Below are 20,165 nucleotides of genomic sequence, written 5' to 3' on the forward strand. Positions count from 1 at the left end.
TCCGACAGTCTAATTCATGGGATGGGCGGGGACCACCTCAGCGGCTCGAAACCCTTCCGGAGCGTTCGCCGTGCCTCTCGCCCTCTACGCCCTGACCGTCGGCGCCTTCGGGATCGGCGTCACCGAATTCGTCATCATGGGTCTGCTGCTGCAGGTTTCGCTCGATCTCGGGGTCTCGATCCCGCGGGCCGGCCTGCTGATGACCGGCTACGCCCTGGGCGTGTTCGTCGGCGCCCCGATCCTGACGGTCGCCACCCGCCGCCTGCCGCGCAAGACCACCTTGCTGGTGCTGATGGCCATCTTCACGATCGGCAACATCGCCGCCGCCCTGGCCCCGACCTACGGCCTGCTGATGGCCGCGCGGATCGTCACCGCCCTGGCGCACGGGACCTTCTTCGGCGTCGGCTCGCTGGTCGCCGTCAGCCTGGTTGCGCCCGAGCGCAAGGCCTCGGCCATAGCCGTCATGTTCACCGGCCTGACCCTGGCCACCCTGCTGGGCGTGCCGTTCGGCGCGTGGCTGGGCCTGGCCTTCGGCTGGCGCGCCACCTTCTGGGCGGTGGGCGCGATCGGCCTGGTCGCCTTCGCGGTGCTGGCCGCCCTGGTCCCGCGCGAAGAGGTGATCGCCGAGCCGGTTCCGCTGCGCGAGGAATTCGCCGTTCTGGCCCGGCCGCAGGTGCAGATGGGCCTCCTGATGACCGTGCTGGGCTTTGGCGGGGTGTTCGCGGTCTTCACCTACATCCAGCCGATCCTGACCGAGCTGGCCGGCTATTCGAAGGCGGCGGTCTCGCCGATCCTGCTGGTGTTCGGCGCCGGCCTGGTCGGCGGCAACCTGGCCGGCGGCCGCTGGGCCGACAAGGCCCTGGCCCCGGCCCTGCTGGGCAGCCTGGCCGTCCTGACCCTGGTGCTGGTCGCCTCGGCCTTCGGCTTCCGCGATCGGATCGGGGCGGTCGTCGCCGCCTTCGCCCTGGGGGCGGCCGCCTTCGCCACCGTCGCGCCGTTGCAGATGCGGGTGCTGTCGCAAGCCGGCGGCGCGGGCCAGGGCCTGGCCTCCAGCCTGAACATCGCCGCCTTCAACCTGGGCAACGCGTTCGGGGCCTGGCTGGGCGGGGCGGTGATCGCCCACGGCCCGGGCCTGGCCGCCATACCTCTGGTCGCCGCGGCCGTGCCTTTCTCGGCCCTGGCCCTGGCCGCCTTCAGCCTGTCCCTCGAGCGCCGCGCCCTGGAGCCGGCCTGACGAACGGGGCCTGTCTCGACCGCATGAAAAGGAGAACCTCATGGAATACCGCCAGCTCGGCCGTTCCGGCCTTCGCGTCCCGGCGCTCAGCTTCGGCGCCGGCACGTTCGGCGGCCAGGGACCGTTGTTCAGCGCCTGGGGCGACACCGACGCCGCCCAGGCCCGGCGGATCATCGAGATCTGCCTGGAGGCCGGGGTCAACCTGTTCGACACCGCCGACGTCTATTCCGGCGGCGCCTCGGAGGAGATCCTCGGCGCGGCCCTGGAAGGCCTGCGCGACCAGGCCCTGATCTCGACCAAGTTGGGCCTGCCCGTGGGCGACGGTCCGCTCGACGCCGGGACCTCGCGCCTGCGGCTGGTCCGCGGCGTGGAGGCCGCTCTGAAGCGCCTGCGCACCGACCGCATCGACCTGCTGCAGCTGCACGCCTTCGACGCCTTCACCCCGGTGGAGGAGGTGCTGTCGGCCCTGGACGACCTCGTCCGCGCCGGCAAGGTGCTCTATGTCGGCGCCTCGAACTTCTCCGGCTGGCAGTTGATGAAATCGCTGGCCGTCGCCGACGCGCACGGCTGGCCGCGCTACGTCGCCCACCAGGCCTACTACTCGCTGGTCGGCCGGGACTACGAGCACGAGCTGATGCCGCTGGGTCTCGACCAGGGCGTCGGGGCCCTGGTCTGGAGCCCGCTGGGCTGGGGCCGGCTGACCGGCAAGATCCGCCGCGGCCAGCCGCTGCCGGCGGTCAGCCGCCTGCACCAGACCGCCGACTTCGGCCCGCCAGTGGATGACGAGCGGCTCCATGCCGTGGTCGAGGCCCTGGACGCGATCGCCGCCGAGACGGGCAAGACCCTGCCGCAGATCGCCATCAACTGGCTGCTGCGCCGCCCCACGGTGTCCAGCGTGATCGTCGGGGCCCGCGACGAGGCGCAGCTGCGCCAGAACCTCGGCGCGGTCGGCTGGAGCCTGACGCCCGAGCAGGTGGCGCGCCTCGACGCCGCCAGCGCCGCGATCCCGCCCTATCCGCACTATCCCTACTGGCGCGAAGGCGGCTTCAAGACGGTCAATCCGCCGCCTGTCTAGAGCTCATGATCCGTAGACGGAAGATCAGCCCTGGCCGGTCTTCATCAGGGCGGCGCGGGAGGGCAGCAGCTGGGCCATGAAGGGCAGCAGGGCCGCCCCGACCGCCGGGCCGTCGGCCGAGGTGGCGGCCCGCTCGACGCGCGCCAGGGCGGGCACGTCCAGGATCGCCGCCAGGCGGGCGTTGACCGCCGCGACCAGGCGGTCGAGCAGGGCGGTGGGCAGTCGTCCGCCCACATAGATGGCTTCCGGATTGACCAGGCAGCTGATCCCCACGAACGGCTGGACCAGCAGCCTGGCCGACAGGTCGACCCACGCCTCGACCATGGCCTCGCCCTCGGGCGGCAGGCCGATCAGCTGGTCGGGACGCCCGACCGTGATCCCGCCCGCCTCGAGATGGGCGTAGAGCGCCGACAGCGACACCACCCCCTGCAGCGAGCGGGCCTGGGTTTCCGGGGAGTTGACCGGCAGGAAGCCGATCTCGCCGCTGCGCCCCTGGGCGCCGCGGAAATAATCGCCCTCGATCACCAGGCCGCCGCCCAGGCCCGACGAGACCAGGACGTAGAAGAAGCTGGGACGGCGCAGGCCGTGGCCGAACTGCAGCTCGCCCAGGGCGGCGGCGGCGGCGTCGTTCTCCAGGAACACGGGCAGGGGCAGGACCTCGGCCATCAGCTTGCCGATGTCGGCGGTGCTCCAGACATCGTAGTTCTCGGGCCGGTGCGGCAGGTCCACCCGCCCCAGGTCGTCGGGCAGGGCCACGCCTATGCCCGACAGGCGCGGCGGCTGGCCCTTCCAGGTCTCCAGCATCCTGTGGATCTGGGCCTTGCAGAACTTGGCCACGTCGGCGGGCAGGGGGAATTCGATCTCCTTGCTGGCCCTGGCCCGCACCGCCCCCAGCAGGTCCAGCATGACCACGGTGATGTGGTCGCGGTCGATGTTGACGCCGATCGACAGGCAGCCGTCGGGATTGATCGTCAGGTTCATGGCGGGCTGGCCGCGCGCGCCCTGGACCCGGCCCGCCTCCACGATCAGGCCGTCGTCCAGCAGGCGCTTGGTGATGTTGGCCACGGCCGGCGGCGTCAGGCCGGTGATCTGGGCCAGGGTCACGCGGGTGATCGGACCATTGACCCGGATGGCCTGCAGGATGACCCGCTGGTTGTGGTCTCCCACCCGCTCGAGATTGGCGCCCGACAGGCTTGCGCCGGCGGTGCGCTTCCGATTCGATTTTCGCGACACTTCCAAGGACGGCATTCGATGACCTCGACCTAACGTTCTAGTAGCATTGCGACGGGCGGTGGCGATAGCGGCGCCGTTGCTGTTGAATTATTTAAATTGCTTTCTTTATTCGGGGCTGCTGACTATGAGGCAAGCTGGAAGCGCATGTCGCGCACGTCTGAAAGGGCGGCGAACGGCTGGAGGAAGTGCGGTTTGATTCAGGTCGGCGTTGATTTTGGCGGCACGAAGATCGAGGCCGCCGCCCTGTCGCCGGACGGCCGGTTCCTGGCCCGGGTTCGGGCCCCCAATCCTGGATCCTACGACGCGGCCATCGCCACGGTCCGCGACCTGATCGCCCAGGCCGAGCAGCAGGCCGGCGGTCGCGGCTCGATCGGCGTGGGCGCGCCGGGCTCGGTGTCGCCGCGCACGGGCGTGATGCGCAACGCCAACTCCACCTGGTTGAACGGCCGCCGGTTCCGCGAGGACCTGGAAGCGGGCCTGGGCCGCCCGGTGCGGCTGGCCAACGACGCCAACTGCCTGGCCCTGTCGGAAGCCGTCGACGGCGCGGCGGCGGGCCTGGCGGCGGTCTTCGCGGTGATCATCGGCACCGGCTGCGGCGGCGGCCTGGCGGTGGACGGCAAGCTGGTCGAGGGCGCCAACGGCCTGGCCGGCGAATGGGGTCACACGCCCCTTCCCTGGCCCAAGCCGGAAGAATCCCCGGGTCCGGCCTGTTGGTGCGGCCGGAATGGCTGCCTGGAGACCTGGATCTCGGGCACCGGCTTCCGTCGCGATCACGCCCAGCGCACCGGCCAGACGATGGCCGGGGAAGAGATCATCGCCGCCGCCCGGGCCGGCGACGCCGAGGCCGTGATCAGTTTCGACCGCTATCTGGACCGCCTGGGCCGCGGCCTGGCGGTCATCGCCGACATCGTCGATCCCGACGCCTTCGTGTTCGGCGGCGGCCTGTCGAACGTCGGCGAACTGTACGAACGGTTGCCGGCCTTCATCGAGCCCCACGTCTTTTCCGACGGCTGGCGGGCGCGGCTGGCCCCAGCCCGGTGGGGCGATTCGTCGGGCGTGCGCGGCGCCGCGCGCCTTTGGACCCCGGCCGAGGCCGCGGCCCATGCCGCCGCCTGATCGCCGCGCCGTCGCTCCCCTGGCCCTCTGGGTCGCCCTGCTGGCCTTCGGGACGGCGGGACCGGCCTTCGCCGGCGACAGCGTCGAGGTCACCGTCACCGGCGGGACGATCCGGGGCGAGGCGCGCGGCGCCGGGGCGGCCTTTCGCGGCGTGCCCTTCGCCGCGCCGCCGACCGCCGACCGCCGCTGGAAGCCGCCGGCGCCCGTCGCGGCCTGGAGCGGGACCCGCGAGGCGATGGTTTCGGGTTCGCCCTGCCTGCAGCGGTCCTATGACTGGAACGCCAAGGACGCCGCCGACAGCCGGGAAGATTGCCTCTATCTCGACGTCCGCACGCCGGCGCTGAAGCCGGCCAGGCTCCTGCCGGTCATGGTCTGGATCCATGGCGGGGCCAACCGGGCCGGGTCGGCGCGGGGCACGGTCGAGTCGAGCCTGGTCGACCAGGGCGTGGTGCTGGTGTCGATCCAGTACCGGCTGGGCGCCTTCGGCTTCCTGTCGCATCCCGGCCTGACCGCCGAGGGTCGCGGGGCCTCCGGCAACTACGCCCTGATGGACCAGATCGCCGCCCTGCGCTGGGTGCGCGACAACATCGCCCGGTTCGGCGGCGATCCTGGCAATGTAACGCTGTTCGGCCATTCGGCCGGCGGCCAGGACGTGGGGCTGCTGATGCTGGCCCCGGAGACCCGCGGCCTGTTCCACAAGGCCATCGAACAGAGCGGTACGGCGGGTTTCGGCCTGCCGCCGCGATCCCTGGCCGAGAACGAGGCGCTGGGACGGGATCTGGGCCGGGCGCTGGGCGTCAGGGATCTGGCCGGATTGCGCGCCGCCTCGGGCCAGGCCGTGCTCGACGCCGCCGAGGGGCTGAAGCCGCCGATCGCCGACGACGGCTTCATCTGGCTGCAGGCGGTGGTCGACGGGGCGGTGATCCGCGAGACGCCGGCCACGACCCTGGCCGCCGGCCGGCAGGCCCGCGTGCCGCTGATCCTCGGCAATAGCGCGCGCGAACTGCCGCTGCACGGCGGCGCGGCCAACGCCGCCGCCTGGGTGAAGGCCAACGCGCGCGACCCCGACAAGGCGCTGCGGCTCTATGGGATCGCCGCCCAGGGCTCGGTTTCGGACGAGACCGCCGACCAGATCGCCGCCGACACCGGCTTCCGCTGTCCCGCGACCTGGGTGGCGGCCCGACACGTCGCGGCGGGCCAGCGGGTCTGGCGCTACGAACTGGCCGTCGCCGCGCCGGGCTCGGGGCCGGTGCGCCACGGCTCGGAGCTGCCGTTCGTCTTCGACACGCCGCCCATGGGCGCGACCCCGGCGACCTGGCCTCGGCTGCAGGCCTATTGGGTCAATTTCGCCCGCGCGGGCGATCCGAACGGCTCGGGTCTGGCGCCTTGGCCCGCCCAGACGGCGGCGGCCGAGGCGATCAGCTTCACCCCGTCCGGACCCCAGCTTATGAGAGACGACCGCGGCGCGTTCTGCCGCCTGCTGCCCCGACCTTGACGACGCGTTCCTGAAGACAGGCTTGGCCTGAAGACAAGCACGACCTGAAGACAAGCACGGCCCGAAGAGGCCGGACCGAGGAGGAAGACATGACCACCAAGTTCGCCCGACGGATATCCCGCCTGTCGCTGCTGGCCGCCTGCGCCGCCCTGGCCGTCCTGCCGGCCGCAGCCCAGACCCCCTCCGTCCACGGACCCTACAACGCCGACCTGCCGCGCGGCGGCGACGGCCTGGCCAAGCCGCTGGCCGGCGCGCCGCTGCCGGCCGAGGGGCCGTGGTCGCTGCAGGCCTGGATCTCGCCGGCCGTCGCGTCGGCCGGGCGGGTGGTGGCGGCCGGGATCGGCGATCCGGCGAACGGCGGCCGGTTCATCGGACTGGAAGACGGCGCGCCGGCCGTCTGGGCCGGATCGTCGACCGTGAAGGGCTTGGCGGTGCTGAAGCCAGGAAGCTGGAGCCACGTGGCGGCGGTGTCGGACGGAAAGACGGTGGCGCTCTATGTCGACGGGACCAAGGTCGCCGAAGGGCCGGCGACGGCGGTCGCCTCGGCCGCCACCGTCCAGCTGGGCCCGCGCAAGCTGACCGGCGCGGCGCCGTTCGGCGGCAAGGTGGCGGGCTTCACGGCCCAGGGCTCGGCCCTGAGCCCCGCGGCGGTCAAGGCGCTGGCGGCGACCCGGCCGGATCCCCTTCTGACCGTGTACGAATCCGGCAGCCCGGCCTGGCCGGTGCAGGTGCGCCAGATGTACGGCCAGGTCTCGCCGCAGGACGCCTGGACGCGGCCCAAGAGCAAGGCCCCGGTCTCCAAGCCCGTCGCCGTCGCGCCCTATGCCGGCCCCGCTCTGGTCGCCGCGCCCGCGCGGGAGGGCGCCGAGGCCTGGATCGTGAAGCGCTGGTCCCTGGCCGAGGCGCCGAAGGTCGCCGACGGCGAGACAGCGCTGTCAAGTCCGGGTTACGACGCCAAGGCCTGGTACGCGGCCACGGTGCCTGGCACGGTGCTGACCACCCTGGTCGATCGCGGCGTCTATCCGGACCCGGACTACGGCCTGAACAACACCGCCATTCCGGAGAGCCTGAACAAGCAGGCCTACTGGTACCGCAGCGAGTTCGTCGCCCCGGCCGGCCAGGAGGGCCGCCATCAGCAACTGATCTTCAAGGGGATCAACTACGCCGCCGAGGTCTGGCTGAACGGCGAGAAGCTGGGCGAGCTGAAGGGCGCCTTCATCCGCGGCCAGTTCGACGTCACCGGCAAGCTGAGGCCCGGCGCGGCCAACGCCCTCGCGGTCAAGGTCTCGCCGCCGCCGCATCCGGGCCTGGCGCACGAGGAATCCCTGACCGCCGGGGTCGGCGAGAACGGCGGCATGCAGGCCCTGGACGGCCCGACCTTCATCGCCAGCGAGGGCTGGGACTGGATCCCCAGCGTCCGCGACCGCAACACCGGCCTGTGGCAGGACGTGGTGCTGCGCTCGACCGGTCCGGTGCGGATCGGCGACAGCCACGTGGTCACCACCCTGCCGAAAGCGGACGACAGCGTCGCCGAGGTCGAGATCGCCGTACCGGTCGAGAACCTGACCGACGCCCCGGTCCAGGCCACGGTCCGCGCCGCCTTCGACACCGTCGCCGTCGAGAAGACCGTCAGCCTGGCGCCGGGCCGGGGCGAGGTGGTGTTCAAGCCCGTCGACTTCCCGCAGCTGTCGGTGAAGAATCCCAAGCTCTGGTGGCCCAACGGCTACGGCGCCCAGACCCTGTACGGCCTGCGCCTGCTGGCCTCGGTGGACGGCAAGGTCTCCGACCAGAAGGACAGCCGCATCGGCCTGAGGCAGATGACCTACGAGCTGTCGCTGATGGATTCGCGGGGCGAGCTGCGGCGGGTCGAGGTGGACTACGCCAAGGCCCGCCAGCTGGGCCAGGATATCACCGACGGTAGCCACGAAGGCATCCGCAAGGTGACCGACGGCTGGGCGACCTCCCTGACAAAGGTCGGCGAAACGTCCCCGGCGGTCCGCGACGCGCCCGACACCGGCCTGACGCCCTATCTCGTGATCAAGGTCAACGGCGTGAAGATCGCCGCGCGCGGCGGCAACTGGGGCACGGACGACTGGCGCAAGCGGGTGTCGCGCGAGCGGCTGGAGCCCTATTTCCGCCTGCACAAGGACGCCCACCTCAACACCATCCGCAACTGGGTGGGCCAGAACACCGAGGATGTCTTCTACGACCTGGCCGACGAGTACGGCCTGCTGGTGCTGAACGACTTCTGGGCCTCGACCCAGGACTTCCAGCTGGAGCCGCAGGATGTTCCGCTGTTCCTGAAGAACGCGGCCGACGTGATCAGCCGCTACCGCAACCACCCTTCGATCGCCCTGTGGTTCGGCCGCAACGAGGGGGTGCCGCAGCCGATTCTCAACGAGGGCCTGGAGGCCCTGGTCCACGAGCTGGACGGCACGCGCTGGTACACCGGCAGCTCCAACCGGGTGAACCTGCAGAACAGCGGCCCCTATAACTACCGCGAGCCGGAGACCTACTTCACCGAGCACGCCAAGGGCTTCTCGGTCGAGGTGGGCACGCCCTCGTTCCCGACCCTGGAGGCGTTCGAGGCCGCCGTGCCGGCCCCCGACCGCTGGCCGATCAGCGACGTCTGGGCCTATCACGACTGGCACCCGACCGGGAACGGGGACACCAAGACCTTCCTGGACGCCATGGCCGCCAAGCTGGGCCCGCCCACCAGCCTCGAGGACTTCGAGCGCAAGGCCCAGCTGATGAACTACGAGACCCACCGGGCGATCTTCGAGGGCATGAACCAGGCGCTGTGGACCAAGTCGTCGGGCCGCCTGCTGTGGATGACCCAGCCGGCCTGGCCCTCGACCATGTGGCAGATCCTCAGCCACGACTACGACACCCACGCGGCCTATTACGGGACCCAGAAGGCGGCCGAGGCGGTCCATGTGCAGATGAGCCTGGCCGATCACCGGCTGGCCGTGGTCAACAACGGCCTTGCGCCGATCGCCGGCGCCAGCCTGCGCGCGCGGGTCGTGGGCCTGGACGGCAAGCCGCTGGCCGATCGGACCTCGAAGATCGACGCGCCCGCCAACGGCGTGATGCTGGGCGAGGTGCTGGACCTGTCCGGCCCGTTGGCGCAGGGCGCGGTGGTGGTCCGGCTGGACCTGGCCGCGGCCGACGGCGCGCCGCTGTCGAGCAATCTCTACTGGGTGGCGCGCGACGCGCAGGGCGAGCGCGAGCTGTCGGCCATGGCGCCCCAGCCTGTGTCGATCACGGCCACCGGCGGCAAGGCGGGCGCCGAGACGGTGGTCACCGTGACCCTGGCCAACACCGGCGCGGCCCCGGCCCTGAACGGCAAGCTGACCCTGGTCGACGCCAAGGGCGCGCGGGTCTTGCCCGCCTACTATGCGGACAACTATGTGTCGCTGCTGCCGGGCGAGCGCCGGACGGTGGAGATTCGCTATCCGGGCGCGGCGAAGGCGGGCGCGCGGGTCGAACTGCGGGGCTGGAACCTGATCCCCGCCAAGACGGAGGTACGTTGATGCTGGATCGTCGCACCCTGCTGGCGGGCGGACTTGCCGCCGCCCCCGGCCTGGCCCTGGCCCAGACCGTCGCGGCTCCGCCGGCCCCGAGCCCGGAGGACCTGCGGCTGCGCACCGACTGGCCGTTCCTGCAGCGCTACGCCGCCGAGAACGCTGTCGACCGCGATCTGCCGGCGGAGCGGCGGCGGGTGGTGTTCATCGGCGATTCGATCACCCAGGGCTGGCGCGACGCCAATCCGGCCTTCTTCACCGACAACGGCTTTCTCGGCCGCGGCATCGGCGGTCAGGTGACGGCCCAGATGCTGGTGCGGTTCTGGCCCGACGTGGTGGCCCTGAAGCCGGCCGCCGTGCACATCCTGGCCGGGATCAACGACATCGCCCAGAACGCCGGGCCCTACGACCTGGCCGCCACCCAGGCCAATCTCCAGGCCATGACCACCCTGGCCCAGGCCAGCGGGATCGCCGTGATCCTGGCGACCGTGATGCCGGCTTTGGATTTTCCCTGGCGGCCGGGCCTGGGGCCCGTGGCCAAGGTCCGAACGCTGAACGCCTGGCTGACGGCCTATGCGGCCGAGCGCGGCGCGGTGCTGGCCGACTACACCCGGGTGCTGGACGACGGGACGGGCGGCATGAAGCCGGGCCTGGCCTATGACGGGGTCCATCCGACCCGCGAAGGCTACGCCGTCATCGAGCCGGTGACCCTGGCCGCCGTCGCCTCGGCCCTGGCCGCCAAGTGACCTGAAAGCCGCACCACCAAAATCGAATCGGATTTCTCTTGTCCTAAGTTGACAGCGCTGTCGGTTGTCCATAGGTTGAAGCTACCGGCACTTTAGAAAAAGCCGGAACTCCACGGGAGGATGCGCACGCATCCCTCAAAACTCCGCGTCTTGGCTCGTTCGGCTCCGCTGATCGAGAACGAGAACTGCTGCCGCACATCAGGGGAATGCACAATGAAGACAAGGTCTTATCGATCGCGTACGGCTCTGCTCTGCGCCGCCTCGGCCGTGGTGCTGCTGAGCGCCGGCCAAGCCCTGGCCCAGGCCGCGCCAGCCCAGAACGAGGAACCATCCCAGGTTGAAGCGGTGGTCGTCACCGGCTTCCGGGCCTCGCTGGCGAACGCGCTGAATCTGAAGAAGAACTCCAACCTGATCATCGAGTCGGTGACCGCCGAGGACATGGGCAAGTTCCCGGACCAGAACATCGCCGAGTCGCTGCAACGCTTGCCCGGCGTGCAGATCGACCGCGAGAACGGCCAGGGCACCAAGGTCCGCATCCGCGGCCTGGACCAGAACGTCACGGTCCTGAACAACGAGATCTTCGTCAGCGGCCTGGAGATCTTCCGCCTCTACGAAGGCAAGATCACCCAGGACAACTCGCTGGAAGGCATCCCGTCGCAGCTGATCGGCGGCGTCGACGTCTACAAGTCGCCGGACGCCTCGCTGCTGGAAGGCGGCTTGGGCGGCATCATCAACCTGAAGACCCGCAACGCCCGCGACCTGGCCGACGACACCACCATCGCCGGCGACATTCGCGGCCAGAAGGGAACGGGCGCCGACTGGACCCCGACCGGCTCGCTGGTGCTGGGCCACAAGTTCAGCGACCGCTTCGCGGTGCTGGGCACGATCTCGTACGACAAGACCGACAGCCACACCGACGTCCTGGCCGGCGAGAACCGCGGCGGCTGGGCCTATGAGGACCGCCCGCAGGGCGCCGGCACGGTTGACGTCTGGTCGCCGGAATACCGCTACGCCACCTATCGCGACCAGGAACGCAAGCGCCTGGGCGCCTCGGTGAACCTCGACTTCGCCCTGTCCGATTCGCTGCAGCTGACCGGCGACTGGTTCCACTCCGACCTGAAGATCCTGACCTCCGAGGCCTCGATCAAGTTCCCGTTCGCCAACGAGAACGCCAACTATTCGGCCACCGGCTTCACCAAGGATTCCAACGGCGTCCTGCAGACCGGCACGGTCACCGCCAACTCGGCCGAAGGCACCTCGTACGTCCAGAACGCCGAGGCCAAGACCGACAACTTCCAGGTCGCGCTGAACTGGGACAACGGCGGCCGCCTGACCGGCAGCGTCCGCGCGGCCTATTCGACCAGCGACTATGTCAGCGACAGCGGCAACAACGACGTCCGCTACACCCAGTACACCGTGCGCAACGGCACGGCCGCGGGCCTGATTCCCAACGCCACCGCGCCGGCGACCTTCACCTACACCTACACCAACGGCGACAATCCGAAGTTCACCCCGGCCAATCCGAGCCAGTTCACCACCCCCAGCAGCGTCTTCGCCAAGTCGCACTGGGTGTTCGGCGAGCGGACAGGCATCGACAACACCTCGGCCCGGATCGACTTCAAGTACCGTCCGGAGTTCGGCGAGAACGGCGACCTGGTGATCAGCGCCGGCGCCCGCTACGCCGAGCGCAAGGTCGATTCCGACTTCCTGCTGCTGCTGGCCGACTATTCGGGCAAGGGCGAGCTGAACGGCCAGGCCCTGGGCCAGGACTGGACGCCGCTGGGCTACTTCCAGGACGGCGCGATCGGCTACAAGTCGTGCGGCCTGCCGGCCGGCACGCCCGGCCGTCCGAACTGCGGCCAGACCACCACCGACGACGGCCGCTTCGGCGCGTCGCCGGCCCTGATCACCCCGTACCAGACGGCGGCCAGCAATCCGGAACGCTTCGAGACGCTGACCGTCGGCGGGATCACGGCCCTGTTCCAGAACCGCGACCAGATGAAGAATCCGGTCCAGTGGCTGTCGGCGCTCTATCCCTCGACGCCGTTCAAGTACTATCGCGACCCGATCCAGTCGTTCAAAGTCAAGGAAGAGACCACCACCGGCTACGCCATGGCCGATGTGGGCGGCCCGGACGACGGCTATCATCTGAACGCCGGCGTGCGGGTGGTGAAGACCGAGCTGACCATCGACGCCAGCGCCACCCCGACCGTGCCCAACTTCTACGGAACCGACAGCTGGAACGGCGTGATCTCCAATCCGGAGAACATCACGACGTCGCGCTCCTACACCGACGTCCTGCCCAGCGTCAGCGGGGTGTTCAACATCAACGACACCGACAAGGTTCGCGTCTCGGCGGCTCGCGTGGTGTCGCGCCAGAACCTGTTCCAGCTGGCCACGGGCTCCAGCTACAACTTCACCCGCAGCTCGACCCCGGGCCCCAACCTCAACCGCTTTCTCTACACCAACGGCAGCGGCGGCAACGCGGAGCTCGATCCCTATCGCGCCTCGCAGTTCGACGTCGCCTACGAGCGCTACATGGGCTCGCAGGGCCTGTTCTCGGCCGCGCTGTTCTACAAGAACGTCGACTCGTTCATCCAGACCGAGACGGTCTCGCGGACGGTGGCCGACGGTTCCGTGGCGGGCGCGACGACCGGCATCTTCGACCAGCCGATCAATGGCGAGGGCGGCACGATCAAGGGCCTCGAACTGGCCGCCCAATACGCCTTCGACAATGGGTTCGGCTTCACCGCCAACTACACCTACTCGGACTCCAAGACCTCGAACTTCAACGACTATGACGACGACCTGCCGATCCCCGGCGTGGCCAAGAACGCCTTCAACATCCAGGGCTATTACGAGGGCCACGGCTTCGAGGCGCGCCTGTCCTACGCCTGGCGCGACAAGAGCTTCCAGGGCAACTTCGGCTTCGGCGTCGACAACAGCGCCAGCGGCGGCGTCGATGACGCCCACAAGCTGGGGACCTGGGAGCGGGCCTATGGCCAGCTCGACGGCCAGATCGGCTATGCGGTCAACGACCAGATCAAGATCGTGCTGGAAGGCATCAACCTGACCAAGGAAGACACCGGCCGCTATCTGCAGTGGGAGAACCTGCCGTTCCGCTACGCCACCGGCGACCGCCGGGTGGTGCTGGGCGCGCGGTTCAAGTTCGGCATGTAGGGCGGGTCCGGAGCGCGATGTCCGGCGCGCTCCGGGGATTTTGAGTTGGAACCTTCGCCCCCTGGGGAGAAGGTTCCCCGACGGGGCGGCGGCTCATCCCCTGCCGTCCCGCCGAGCCCCGCGCCGGCCGGCCCCAGGCGGGCCGGCGCCGCTTTCCGCTCTCGTTTCGGGAGGACGTCATGACCGACAGGGCCGCCAACCGGGCCATCCGATCCATCGCCATCGTCGGCGGCGGCACGGCCGGCTGGATGGCCGCCTGCCTGCTGGCCCAGACCCTGCGGGGAACAGGCTGCGCGATTACCCTGGTCGAGTCGCCGGACATCGGCGTGGTGGGGGTCGGCGAGGCGACCATCCCGCCGATCTTCGACTTCCTGAAGCTGATCGAGGCCGATCTCGACGCCTTCATCCCGGCCACCCAGGCCACGTTCAAGCTGGGCATCAGGTTCGACGACTGGCGCGCGATCGGCGACAGCTACTGGCACCCGTTCGGGACGTTCGGCGTGTCGATCGACCGCCGGCCCTTCCAGCATGTGTTCCACAAGGCGCGAGCCCAAGGCCTGGAGCCGACCGTGCCCCAGTTCAGCCTGGCGGCCGCCCTGGGCGACGCCGGCCGGCTGGCCCATCCCGATCCGCGCGCCCCCGGCCCGCTGGCCGGCCTGCGCCAGGCCCTGCATTTCGACGCCGTCCTGGTCGCCCGCTTCCTGCGCGACCACGCCGAGCGCCGCGGCGTGCGGCGGCTGGAACGCGAGGTCGCGCAGGTCAGGCTGCGCGACGACGGCTTCATCGACGCCCTGGCGCTGAAGGGCGGCGGCGAGCTGGCGGCCGACCTCTATATCGACTGCAGCGGCTTTCGCGGCCTGCTGATCGAGCAGGCCCTGGGCGCCGGCTACGAGGACTGGACGCGGTGGCTGCCCTGCGATCGCGCCCTGGCCGCGCCCACCGCCCATGCCGGCCCGCCCGCCCCCTACACCCAGGCCACGGCCCAGGGCGCGGGCTGGCGCTGGCGGATCCCGCTGCAGCACCGGGTGGGCAACGGCTATGTCTATTCCAGCGCCTTCATCGATGACGGCGCGGCGCAGGACGAACTGCTGGCCGCGATCGGCCCGCCCCTGGCCGAGCCGCGCAAGCTGAGCTTCACCGCCGGCCGCCGCAAGGCGATGTGGAGCCGCAACTGCGTGGCCCTGGGTCTGGCCTCCGGCTTCCTGGAGCCGCTGGAATCCACCAGCATCCACCTGGTGTGTAGCGGGCTCTACAAGCTGCTGGACCATTTCCCCGACCGCGACTTCGCGTCCAGCAACATCGCCGCCTACAACCGCGCCCTGGCCGACGAGTATGAGACCTATCGCGACTTCATCCTGCTGCACTATTGCCTGACGGCCCGCGACGACACGCCGTTCTGGCGCGAGCGGGCGGCCGCGCCCCTGCCCGACCGCCTGGCCGAGCGGCTGGCGCTCTACCGCGCCTGCGGCCGGGTCGACGCCAGGCCGGGCGAGCTGTTCACCGACCTGTCCTGGTTCTACATCTTCGAGGGCATGGGGGTGAGGCCAAGGGCCTATGATCCGCTCGTGGACGCGTCGAACTTCGACCAGGTGCGGGCCATCCTGCCGGACCTGACCGCCCGGATCGACACGGTCGTCGCCCAGAGTCCCACCCACGAGGCCGCCCTGGCCGCCATCGTCCGCCGCAGCGCCGCCTGAGCCATGGGGTCTCGCGAGCGCCTTCTGACGGGTACCGCTCACATCTTCGCTAGACAGCGCTGTCAATCCATGTTGAGGTTCTCGCCAGTCAGAGGGGCCGCAGCCTCCGCTTCAGGGAAGGAAACATCCGCGCCGCGCCCGCGCGCCCGATGGCGAGCGGCGCCCCCTCGTCCCGATCCGTCCCATTCCAGCGCCGACCTGCCGGCGGGGACGACGCGCCTTCGTCAGACCCCTCCGACGCCGGCGCGCCTGGACCCCCACTATCGGGGGCTCTCCAAACTCCGGCGCGACGATGTTCTCCCCGTCGCGCCGGTTCTTTGCCGCGCAATATCCGCCCGCGTCCTGTCGCCGGCCGTTCCCGAAGGTGTTGAATGACCGTCCGTTCCCGTCGCCTCGCGCTTTCGGCCCTGCTTGCCTCGACCATCGCCGCCTCGGCCAGCCTGGCGAGCGGGTCGGCCTTCGCCCAGGCCATGCCTGCCCAGGCCGCGATTGCCCATCCGGCCCGATGGCCCGCGGCGGCCAGCCCCGCGGCGATCACCGACGCCAAGACCGAGGCCTTCGTCAGCCAGCTGATGGCCAGGATGAGCGTCGAGGAGAAGGTCGGCCAGACCATCCAGGGCGACATCGCCTCGATGACCCCGGCGGACCTGGAAAAGTACCCGCTGGGCTCGATCCTGGCCGGCGGCAACTCGGCGCCGGGCGGCAATGACCGCGCCCCGCCCAAGGCCTGGACCGACCTGATCGACGCCTATCGCAAGCAGGCCCTGGCGGCCCGGCCCGGCCATGTCCCGATCCCGATCCTGTTCGGCATCGACGCCGTGCACGGACACAACAACATCGTCGGGGCGACGATCTTTCCGCACAATGTCGGCCTGGGCGCGATGCGCGATCCCGCCCTGATCCGCCGCATCGGCCAGGCGACGGCCGAGGAGGTGGCGGTGGCCGGCGGCGACTGGACCTTCGGCCCGACGGTGGCCGTCCCCCGCGACGACCGCTGGGGGCGCAGCTACGAGGGCTATGCCGAGGATCCGGAGGTGGTGAAGTCCTATGCCGGTCCCATGACCCTGGGCCTGCAGGGCGCGCTGAAGCCCGGCCAGACCCTGGGCGCCGGTCACATCGCCGGTTCGGCCAAGCACTTCCTGGCCGACGGCGGCACCGACGGCGGAAAGGACCAGGGCGACGCCAGGATCCCGGAGGCCGAGCTGGTCGCCCTCCACGCCCAGGGCTATCCGCCCAGCATCGACGCCGGCATCCTGACGGTGATGGCCTCGTTCTCCAGCTGGAACGGCCAGAAGATCACCGGAAACAAGACCCTGCTGACCGACGTGCTGAAGGGCCGGATGGGCTTCCAGGGCTTCGTGGTCAGCGACTGGAACGCCCACGGACAGCTCGCCGGCTGCACCAACACCAGCTGCCCGCAGGCGATGAACGCCGGGCTCGACATGTACATGGCCCCCGACAGCTGGAAGGGCCTGTTCGACAACACCCTGGCCCAGGTGAAGTCCGGCGAGATCCCGATGGCGCGGCTGGACGACGCCGTGCGGCGGATCCTGCGGGTCAAGGTCAAGGCCGGGCTGTTCGAGCGCGTCGCGCCCGCGGTCCAGGGCCGGTTCGACCGCCTGGGCGCGCCCGAGCACCGCGCGATCGCCCGCGAGGCGGTGGCCAAGTCGCTGGTGCTGCTGAAGAACGACGGCGTACTGCCGGTCAGGCCGGGGGCCCGGGTGCTGGTGGCCGGCGCCGCCGACGACATCGGCAAGGCCTCGGGCGGCTGGACCCTGACCTGGCAGGGCACGGGCAACAGGAACAGCGACTTCCCGCACGGCCAGTCGATCTGGGGCGGGATCGAGCAGGCGGTGAAGGCGGCCGGCGGTCAGGCGGAGTTGGCGCCCGACGGCAAGTTCACCGCCAAGCCGGACGTGGCCATCGTGGTGTTCGGCGAGGATCCCTATGCCGAGTTCCAGGGCGACCTGACCAACCTCGGCTACCAGCTGGGCGACAAGACCGACCTGGCCCTGCTCAGGAAATTGAAGTCCCAGGGGATCCCGGTGGTGTCGGTGTTCCTGTCGGGCCGTCCCCTGTGGGTGAATCCCGAGATCAACGCCTCGGACGCCTTCGTCGCGGCCTGGCTGCCGGGCAGCGAGGGCGGCGGCGTCGCCGACGTGCTGGTGGCCGGACAGGACGGCAAGCCCAGGCGCGACTTCCAGGGCCGGCTCGGCTTCTCCTGGCCCAAGCGCGCCGACCAGGGTCCGCTGAACCGCGGCCAGCCCGGCTACGACCCGCAGTTCGCCTACGGTTACGGCCTGTCCTACGCCAAGCCGGGCAAGGTCGGGATCCTGCCGGAGGACGCGGGCAAGGTCGTGGCGGCCGGCAGCGTCGACCGCTATTTCGTCGACGGCCGCGTCGCCGCGCCGTGGCGCATGGACTTCGTGGGGGCCGGTTCGGTCAAGGCGATCGACGCCGGCGCCCAGGAGAACGCCCGCCAGGCGATCTGGACGGGGCAGGGCATGCTGGCCATCCACGGCCCGGCGGTGGACCTGTCGCGCCAGACCACCGGCGACATGGCGGTGAAGGTCCGCTACCGGATCGACACCACCCCCACGGGCCCCGTGACGATGAGCATCGGCTGCGCCGACGACGCCTCCTGCGCCGGGACGATCGACGTCACCTCCGCCGTCAAGGAGGCGCCGCTGAACGCCTGGCGGGACGTGAAGATCAAGCTGTCCTGCTTCCAGGCCGCCGGCGCGAAGATGGACCACGTCACCGCGCCGTTCGTGGTCGGCGCGAGCGCGCCGTTCTCGCTGTCGCTGGCCGAGGTGCGGCTGGCCTCGAACGAGGGCGACGCGGTCTGTCCGAACTAGGGCGTGGAAACCGAAGCTAGCCCGCCTGTTGTCATCCCGGACAGCCTCTGCGAGGCTTCCGGGATGACAATGGTGAAGAGGTCCCGACCAAAGCTGGCCCGGCTCGGGCGGGCTTGGCTATAATGGGTCATGTCTCGCACCACGCCCGCCACCCTCGCCCTGACCAAGGCCGGGGTCGACTTCACGGTCCACGCCTACGCCTATGATCCGGACGCCGACAGCATCGGCCTGGCCGCCGCGGCAGCCCTGGGCGAGGATCCTGGTCGGGTGCTCAAGACCCTGATGGCCCTGGTCGACGGTAAGCCGGTGCTGGCCGTCGTCCCATCCGATCGCGAGGTGGCGATGAAGAAGCTGGCGGCGGCGGTCGGCGGCAAGTCGGCCCAGATGATGAAGCCCGCCGACGCCGAGCGGATCAGCGGCTACAAGGTCGGCGGCATCAGCCCCTTCGGCCAGCGCAAGGCCCTGCCGACGGTGATCGAGGCCGACGCCCTGGCCGAGACCTACGTCTACATCAACGGCGGCCAGCGCGGCCTGCAGGTGCGGTTGGACCCGAACGCGGCGCGGGACGTGCTGAAGGCGACAGTGGCCCAGGTTTCTGGCTGAACCCCCAGAGCCTGTCATCCCGGACAAGGCCTGCAGGGCCGCCGATCCGGGACCGCCGGAAGCGCCGAGTTCACGCGTTGGTCCCGGATCTTCGCGCTGCGCGCTCGTCCGGGATGACAACGATCGCTATGCGGCGGGATTGTACCGCATCGCCACGTCGCACCGTTCGTAGCGGCCGCCGAACAGCGCCATGATCTCCGCGTCGTGCTGGAAGCCCAGCTTCTCGTAGAGGTGGATGGCCGCAGCGCACTTGCGGTTGGTCAGCAGGTACAGCCGGTCGGCCACGCCCATGGCCTTGGCCCGCTCGATCGCCGCGGCCAGCAGGAACTCGCCGACCTTGCGGCCGCGCGCGGCCTCCAGGACGCCCATCTTGGTCAGCTCGAACCAGCCGTCCTTCATCCGCATGATGGCGCAGGTCCCCACCACGCCCAGGTCCGGGGTTTCGGCGAACAGCACCGCGCCGCCCTTGTCGACGATCAGGGCGCGGGGATTCTCCAGCAGCGTGACGTCGTTCTCCTCCAGGGTGAACATCTGCGAGATCCAGGCGGCGTTGATCGCGTAGAACGCCCCGGCCAGGTCGTCGGAAAAGTCGCGCACGCCGATGGCCGGCGTCGGGGCGGACGCCATGACCCGGTCCAGGAGCGACCGGCGGTCCAGCTCGGCCTCGATCAGGGCGATCTCCTCCAGCAGGGCGGCGTGACGGCCGCCGCACAGCGACACGGCGGCGGCCTCGACCCGGGGCCACAGCTCGCGCTCCAGCCGGTCCATCAGCGCCACGCCGGCCGGGCTCAGCGACAGCAGCTTCTGGCGCTGGTCGCGGCCCTCGCGGCTGACATCGATCAGGCCCTGCTCGATCAGCGCCTGGATCGCGCGCGTGGCGGTGGGCTGGCTCAGCCGCAGGTGCTGGGCGACGCCGCCCACCGTCTGGGGCCCCTGCCGGCGCAGCACGGCCAGGAACTGCTGCTGGGCCGGCTGGATCGGCAGGTCCAGGGCCTGGAGCGTGGCGGCCGCGTCGCCCTGCAGGCGATCGGCCAGGCGCTTGAGCCGGCTGCCCAGGAAGGTCACGCCCAGGTCGGCGAGGGTGTCGGGAGTCATGGTCAGGCTCGTCAGCGAATAAGCATACCTATCTATATACATAGATATGTATATGACTTGGCAAGTGCGAATTTGGCGCGTCGCGAGACCTCGTCCTCCCTGGCGCGTGCTTGCACGGCGTTCGCCGAACCGTGTCCGGAGGGCAACAAGGCGAACCCTGAGTTGTCGTCGCCGTCGCGACCCGCTTGTCCAGGATCGAGGATCGTGAGATCAGCGCCTCCCGATCCACGCTCCGGAAGAAGCCGCCGCCGCATGACCTTGAACGCCGCCCAGCCATACAAGCCACCGATCCCGGTGCGATGGCGCGCG

12 protein-coding genes are annotated in these 20,165 nt (G+C 70.4%); 10 read left to right on the top strand and 2 right to left on the bottom strand.

Annotation, left to right across the window (positions count from 1 at the left end; all coding sequences use genetic code 11):
• Nucleotides 1-70: 70 nt before the first annotated feature.
• Nucleotides 71-1,234, top strand: a complete 1,164-nt coding sequence (locus AC07NX_RS06370; protein WP_494640142.1) for an MFS transporter — start codon at nt 71-73, stop codon at nt 1,232-1,234.
• 40 nt (nt 1,235-1,274) lie between these two features.
• Nucleotides 1,275-2,309 (top strand): aldo/keto reductase, encoded by a 1,035-nt coding sequence (locus AC07NX_RS06375; protein WP_494640144.1) that lies wholly within the window; start codon nt 1,275-1,277, stop codon nt 2,307-2,309.
• Nucleotides 2,310-2,333: 24 nt separating this feature from the next.
• Here AC07NX_RS06375 and AC07NX_RS06380 read toward each other — a convergent pair whose 3' ends face one another.
• On the bottom strand, nt 2,334-3,557 hold the full coding sequence (locus AC07NX_RS06380) for an ROK family transcriptional regulator (protein WP_494640147.1): 1,224 nt from the start codon (nt 3,555-3,557) through the stop codon (nt 2,334-2,336).
• Between the two features lie 177 nt (nt 3,558-3,734).
• Between AC07NX_RS06380 and AC07NX_RS06385 the strand changes: the two genes are divergently transcribed.
• From AC07NX_RS06385 to ybaK, 8 genes are all read left to right on the top strand, one after another.
• On the top strand, nt 3,735-4,658 hold the full coding sequence (locus AC07NX_RS06385; protein WP_494640149.1) for an ROK family protein: 924 nt from the start codon (nt 3,735-3,737) through the stop codon (nt 4,656-4,658).
• On the top strand, nt 4,645-6,153 hold the full coding sequence (locus tag AC07NX_RS06390; protein WP_494640151.1) for a carboxylesterase/lipase family protein: 1,509 nt from the start codon (nt 4,645-4,647) through the stop codon (nt 6,151-6,153). Before AC07NX_RS06385 ends, AC07NX_RS06390 begins: the two co-directional genes overlap by 14 nt.
• Before the next feature lie 89 nt (nt 6,154-6,242).
• A complete protein-coding gene (locus AC07NX_RS06395) occupies nt 6,243-9,686 on the top strand; it encodes a glycosyl hydrolase 2 galactose-binding domain-containing protein (protein WP_494640153.1) in 3,444 nt (1,147 codons plus the stop codon).
• Nucleotides 9,686-10,423, top strand: a complete 738-nt coding sequence (locus AC07NX_RS06400; protein ID WP_494640156.1) for an SGNH/GDSL hydrolase family protein — start codon at nt 9,686-9,688, stop codon at nt 10,421-10,423. Before AC07NX_RS06395 ends, AC07NX_RS06400 begins: the two co-directional genes overlap by 1 nt.
• A gap of 213 nt (nt 10,424-10,636) precedes the next feature.
• A complete protein-coding gene (locus AC07NX_RS06405) occupies nt 10,637-13,603 on the top strand; it encodes a TonB-dependent receptor (RefSeq protein ID WP_494640158.1) in 2,967 nt (988 codons plus the stop codon).
• Between the two features lie 179 nt (nt 13,604-13,782).
• Nucleotides 13,783-15,300: a tryptophan halogenase family protein gene (locus AC07NX_RS06410; protein WP_494640160.1), complete on the top strand. Its 1,518-nt coding sequence runs from the start codon at nt 13,783-13,785 to the stop codon at nt 15,298-15,300.
• 371 nt (nt 15,301-15,671) lie between these two features.
• Nucleotides 15,672-18,158: a glycoside hydrolase family 3 protein gene (locus AC07NX_RS06415; protein WP_494640162.1), complete on the top strand. Its 2,487-nt coding sequence runs from the start codon at nt 15,672-15,674 to the stop codon at nt 18,156-18,158.
• Between the two features lie 129 nt (nt 18,159-18,287).
• Nucleotides 18,288-18,761 carry a Cys-tRNA(Pro) deacylase gene (ybaK, locus tag AC07NX_RS06420; protein ID WP_494640164.1) on the top strand — a complete coding sequence of 158 codons (474 nt, stop codon included), beginning with the start codon at nt 18,288-18,290 and terminating at the stop codon, nt 18,759-18,761.
• 126 nt (nt 18,762-18,887) lie between these two features.
• Here ybaK and AC07NX_RS06425 read toward each other — a convergent pair whose 3' ends face one another.
• On the bottom strand, nt 18,888-19,856 hold the full coding sequence (locus tag AC07NX_RS06425) for a bifunctional helix-turn-helix transcriptional regulator/GNAT family N-acetyltransferase (RefSeq protein WP_494640166.1): 969 nt from the start codon (nt 19,854-19,856) through the stop codon (nt 18,888-18,890).
• Nucleotides 19,857-20,165: the final 309 nt, after the last annotated feature.

The sequence above is a fragment of the Caulobacter sp. GW821-FHT09A05 genome (assembly GCF_059418465.1).

What these genes read in the sequence shown, in the direction of transcription:
- AC07NX_RS06375 (WP_494640144.1), top strand. Translation starts at nt 1,275, where the DNA reads ATGGAATACCGCCAGCTCGGCCGTTCCGGCCTTCGCGTCCCGGCGCTC.
- AC07NX_RS06380 (WP_494640147.1), bottom strand. Translation starts at nt 3,557, where the DNA reads ATGCCGTCCTTGGAAGTGTCGCGAAAATCGAATCGGAAGCGCACCGCC.
- AC07NX_RS06390 (WP_494640151.1), top strand. Translation starts at nt 4,645, where the DNA reads ATGCCGCCGCCTGATCGCCGCGCCGTCGCTCCCCTGGCCCTCTGGGTC.
- AC07NX_RS06395 (WP_494640153.1), top strand. Translation starts at nt 6,243, where the DNA reads ATGACCACCAAGTTCGCCCGACGGATATCCCGCCTGTCGCTGCTGGCC.
- AC07NX_RS06400 (WP_494640156.1), top strand. Translation starts at nt 9,686, where the DNA reads ATGCTGGATCGTCGCACCCTGCTGGCGGGCGGACTTGCCGCCGCCCCC.
- AC07NX_RS06405 (WP_494640158.1), top strand. Translation starts at nt 10,637, where the DNA reads ATGAAGACAAGGTCTTATCGATCGCGTACGGCTCTGCTCTGCGCCGCC.
- AC07NX_RS06410 (WP_494640160.1), top strand. Translation starts at nt 13,783, where the DNA reads ATGACCGACAGGGCCGCCAACCGGGCCATCCGATCCATCGCCATCGTC.
- AC07NX_RS06415 (WP_494640162.1), top strand. Translation starts at nt 15,672, where the DNA reads ATGACCGTCCGTTCCCGTCGCCTCGCGCTTTCGGCCCTGCTTGCCTCG.
- ybaK (WP_494640164.1), top strand. Translation starts at nt 18,288, where the DNA reads ATGTCTCGCACCACGCCCGCCACCCTCGCCCTGACCAAGGCCGGGGTC.
- AC07NX_RS06425 (WP_494640166.1), bottom strand. Translation starts at nt 19,856, where the DNA reads ATGACTCCCGACACCCTCGCCGACCTGGGCGTGACCTTCCTGGGCAGC.